This window comes from Stenotrophomonas sp. P5_B8, from assembly GCF_054049855.1.
The window spans coordinates 1-4,021 of the sequence record NZ_JBFULO010000366.1 but is presented as its reverse complement, the minus strand read 5'-3'; the positions used below and the strand labels follow the sequence as shown (position 1 = coordinate 4,021).

At 65.5% G+C, this 4,021-nt stretch carries 4 protein-coding genes; all 4 read left to right on the top strand.

What is annotated here, in order from left to right; translation table 11 throughout:
- Positions 1 to 1,081, top strand: a 1,081-nt coding sequence (locus ACXJKH_RS16445) for a sugar ABC transporter substrate-binding protein (protein WP_457320897.1), incomplete at its 5' end; no start/stop codon positions are given.
- Positions 1,078 to 1,959 carry a carbohydrate ABC transporter permease gene (locus ACXJKH_RS16440; RefSeq protein ID WP_256775590.1) on the top strand — a complete coding sequence of 294 codons (882 nt, stop codon included), beginning with the start codon at positions 1,078 to 1,080 and terminating at the stop codon, positions 1,957 to 1,959. The genes ACXJKH_RS16445 and ACXJKH_RS16440, both read left to right, overlap by 4 nt.
- Positions 1,956 to 2,792, top strand: a complete 837-nt coding sequence (locus ACXJKH_RS16435) for a carbohydrate ABC transporter permease (protein ID WP_259203364.1) — start codon at positions 1,956 to 1,958, stop codon at positions 2,790 to 2,792. Before ACXJKH_RS16440 ends, ACXJKH_RS16435 begins: the two co-directional genes overlap by 4 nt.
- Before the next feature lie 47 nt (positions 2,793 to 2,839).
- The coding region (locus tag ACXJKH_RS16430) for a discoidin domain-containing protein (RefSeq protein ID WP_457320899.1) at positions 2,840 to 4,021 on the top strand (1,182 nt) is incomplete at its 3' end.

Below are 4,021 nucleotides of genomic sequence, written 5' to 3'. Positions count from 1 at the left end.
GCCGGACGTGTGCCAGCTCGGCAATACCTGGATCCCCGAGTTCGCCGAGCTCAACACGTTGGTGCCGCTGCAGCCGTACGTGGCCCAGTCCAAGGTGGTGGATCCGGCCGACTACTTCCAGGGCATCTGGGACACCAACGTCGTGCATGACGAGCTGGTCGGGGTGCCGTGGTATGTCGATACGCGCCTGCTGTACTACCGCAAGGACCTGCTGGCCCAGGCCGGCTACGACCACCCCCCGCGCACCTGGGCGGAGTGGAACGAGATGATGGCGGCCATCAAGAAGATGCAGGGGCCCAAGCGCTATGCGGTGCTGATGCCGATCAACGAGTTCGAGCAGCAGCTGTCCTTCGCCCTGCAGCAGCCCGACCCGCTGCTGCGCGATGACGACACCCGCGGCAATTTCAGCAGCCCGGGCTTCCGCAAGACGTTGGGCTTCTACGAAAACATGTTCGCCCAGGGCTGGGCACCGCGCATGTCCGAGACGCAGATCTCCAACGTGTGGGATGAGTTCTTCCGCGGCTTCAACGTGTTCTACCTGTCCGGCCCGTGGAATATCCGCGAGTTCAAGAAGCTGCAGCCCAAGGAACTGGAAGGCAAGTGGGGCACCGCCGCACTGCCGGGTCCGGACGGCCCGGGCGCAGGCATCGCCGGTGGCACCAGCCTGGTGATCTTCCGCTCCTCGCAACAGAAGGAAGCGTCGTGGAAGCTGATCGAATTCCTGTCGCGCCCGGCGATCCAGGAACGTTTCCATTCCATCATCGGCGACCTGCCGCCGCGGCGCAGCACCTGGGAATACCCCTCGCTGGCCAATGACCCGCTGGCGCAGCCGTTCCGCGACCAGCTGGAACGCGTCAAGCCCACGCCGAAGGTGCTGGAGTGGGAGCGGATCGTGCAGGAAATGCGGATCATCACCGAACAGGTGGTGCGTGGTGGCCTCGACCAGGATGTGGCAGTGAAGGAACTGGACAAGCGCGTGGACAAGGTCCTCGCCAAGCGCCGTTGGATGCATGAACGCGATGCGCAGGAGAAGGCCGCCGGTACCGGCGTGCATTCCAGCGCAGTGGGGGCGGCGCAATGAAGCAGCGTTCGCTCGCCGGCTGGATGTTCGCCGGCCCGGCCATCCTGGTCATCGGCGTGTTCTTCGGCCTCCCGGTGTTCTCGGCGCTGGCACTGAGCATCACCGACTTCGACCTGTACTCCCTGGCCGACGGGGGCAACCTGCGCTTCGTCGGGCTGGGCAACTACATCGACCTGCTGCAGACCCCGATGTTCTGGAAGTCGCTGTGGAACACCACCTACTTCGTGATCGTCGGCGTGCCGATGTCGATCGCGGTGTCGCTGGGTGCGGCGATCCTGCTCAACGCCCCGGCCGCGCGCTTCAAGGCGCTGTTCCGCACCGCGCTGTTCGCCCCGGTGGTGACCACGCTGGTGGCGGTGGCGGTGATCTGGCGCTACCTGTTCCATACCAGCTACGGTCTGGTGAACTACGGCCTGGGCCACCTCGGGATCAGCCCGATCGACTGGCTGGGCGATCCCAACTGGGCCATGCCGACCATCATGCTGTTCGCGGTGTGGAAGAACTTCGGCTACAACATGGTGATCTTCCTGGCCGGCCTGCAGGCGATCCCGCATGACCTGTACGAGGCCGCGCGCATCGACGGCGCCTCGCGCTGGAAGCAGTTCCTGCACATCACCCTGCCGATGCTCGGCCCGGTGCTGCTGGTGGTCGGGGTGATTACCGTGTCCGGCTACTTCCAGCTGTTCGCCGAGCCCTACGTGATGACCCGCGGCGACCCACTGCAGAGCACCGTCAGCGTGCTGTATTTCATGTTCGAAGAAGGCTTCAAGTGGTGGAACCTGGGGCGTGCCTCCGCGGTGGCGTTCCTGCTGTTCCTGATCATCCTGGCCGTCACCAGCGTCATGCTGCGTTTCGGCCGCAAGAGGCAGTTGGTATGAGTCGTGAAATCGGCCAGTCGCGCTGGCATGCATGGTGGATCAATGGGGGCCTGACCGTGCTGGCGCTGGTCAGCCTGGCGCCGTTGCTGTGGATGCTGTCGGTGTCGTTCATGCCCACTGGCGAGGCGGCGCATTTCCCGCCGCCGCTGCTGCCGTCCTCGGTGACCACCGCGAACTACCACGAGTTGTTCGCGCGCACCGGCATGGGCAACAACTTCATCAACAGCCTGGGCGTGTCGCTGGCGATCACGCTGGGCTCGCTGCTGCTCAACACCATGGCTGGCTATGCGTTCGCCAAGCTGCGTTTCGCCGGCCGCGAGCGCATCTTCCAGGTGCTGCTGGCGGCGCTGGTGATTCCGGCGCAGGTGGCGATGCTGCCGCTGTTCCTGCTGATGAAGCAGCTGGGCCTGGTCAACAGCTTCGGCGGCGTGGTCGTGCCGGCGTTGGCCAGCGTGTTCGGCATCTTCCTGGTGCGCCAGTACGCACGCTCGATCCCCGATGAGCTGCTGGAAGCGGCGCGCATGGACGGGGCAGGGGAGATGCGCATCTTCTTCCAGATCGTGCTGCCGATGCTCAAGCCGGTGCTGGTAACGCTGTCGATCTTCACCTTCATGGGCGCCTGGAACGATTTCATGTGGCCGTTGATCGTGCTGACCGACCAGGAGCACTACACTCTGCCAGTCGCCCTGGCCACCCTGTCGCGCGAACACATCATGGACGTGGAGATGATGATGGCCGGTGCGGTGGTCACGGTGGTGCCGGTGCTGCTGCTGTTCCTGGCATTGCAGCGTTACTACATCCAAGGTCTGCTGCTGGGGAGTGTCAAAGGGTGAAACATGCCGTCGTCGCGGTGGGTCTGGGTCTTGGGCTGATGTGGTCGATGGCGGCCCCGGCCGCCGCGCCGGCAGCGTTGCCGGCACCGAAGGTGCTGGACAGCTTCGACGACATGAGTCCGTGGAAGCTGGTGGTGTCCGACCAGGTCAGCGGTTCGCTGCGCAGCGTGGTCGGCAGTGGCGGCGGGCGCGCGCTGTGCGTGGACTACGATTTTCACGACGTTTCCGGCTACGTCGGCATCCGCCGCGAGCTGGGCATCGAGTACCCGGCCAACTACCAGTTCGGCCTGCAGCTGCGCGGCGACTCCCCGTCCAACGACCTGCAGTTCAAGCTGATCGACGCCAGCGGTGACAACGTGTGGTGGGTCAACCGGCCCGGCTACACCTTCCCCAAGGCGTGGAGCAGCGCGCAGTACCGCGCGCGCCAGATCGAGAAGGCCTGGGGGCCGTCCAAGGAAACCACGCTCGCCCGCAGCGCCGCGATCGAATTCACGATTTACAGCAAGGTGGGCGGCAAGGGCACGGTGTGCTTCGACCGCTTGACCCTGCAGGGCCTGCCGCCGATGGATACCTCGGCGTTGACGCCGTCGGTGATCGCCGACACCGCCACCGCACTGCAGAGCCGCATCGCCGACGGCAAACCGGACACGGTGTGGATCAGCGGCGGCGTGGCCGAGCAGACCATCAGCCTGGACCTGCACAAGGTGCGCGAGTTCGGCGGTGCGGTCATCCAGTGGCTGCCGGGACTGGAAGCCACCCGGTACGTGGTGCGCACCTCGCAGGATGGCCGTAGCTGGAAGGAAGTGCGCGAGGTGGTCGGTGGCGGTGGTGACCGCGACTGGCTGGCGCTGCCCGATACCGAGGCGCGCTACCTGCGTTTCGACCTCAAGGGCGGCCCCAGCTGGCGCTACGGCATCCGCGATATCAGCCTGAAACCGCTGGATTTCGCCGACACCCCCAATGACTTCATCCGCTCGGTCGGTGCCGACCTGCCACGCGGTTCGGTGCCGCGCGGTTTCAGCGGCGAACAGCCGTACTGGACGCTACTGGGCCTGGATGGTGGCCGCGAACAGGCATTGATCGGCGAAGACGGCGCGCTGGAAGTGGCCAAGGCCAGCTTCAGCGTCGAGCCGTTCGTGCTGGTGGACGGCAAGAAGCTGCTGAGCTGGGCCGATGTGACCAGCAGGCAGTCGCTGCAGGACGATTACCTGCCCATCGCCAGCGTCGAC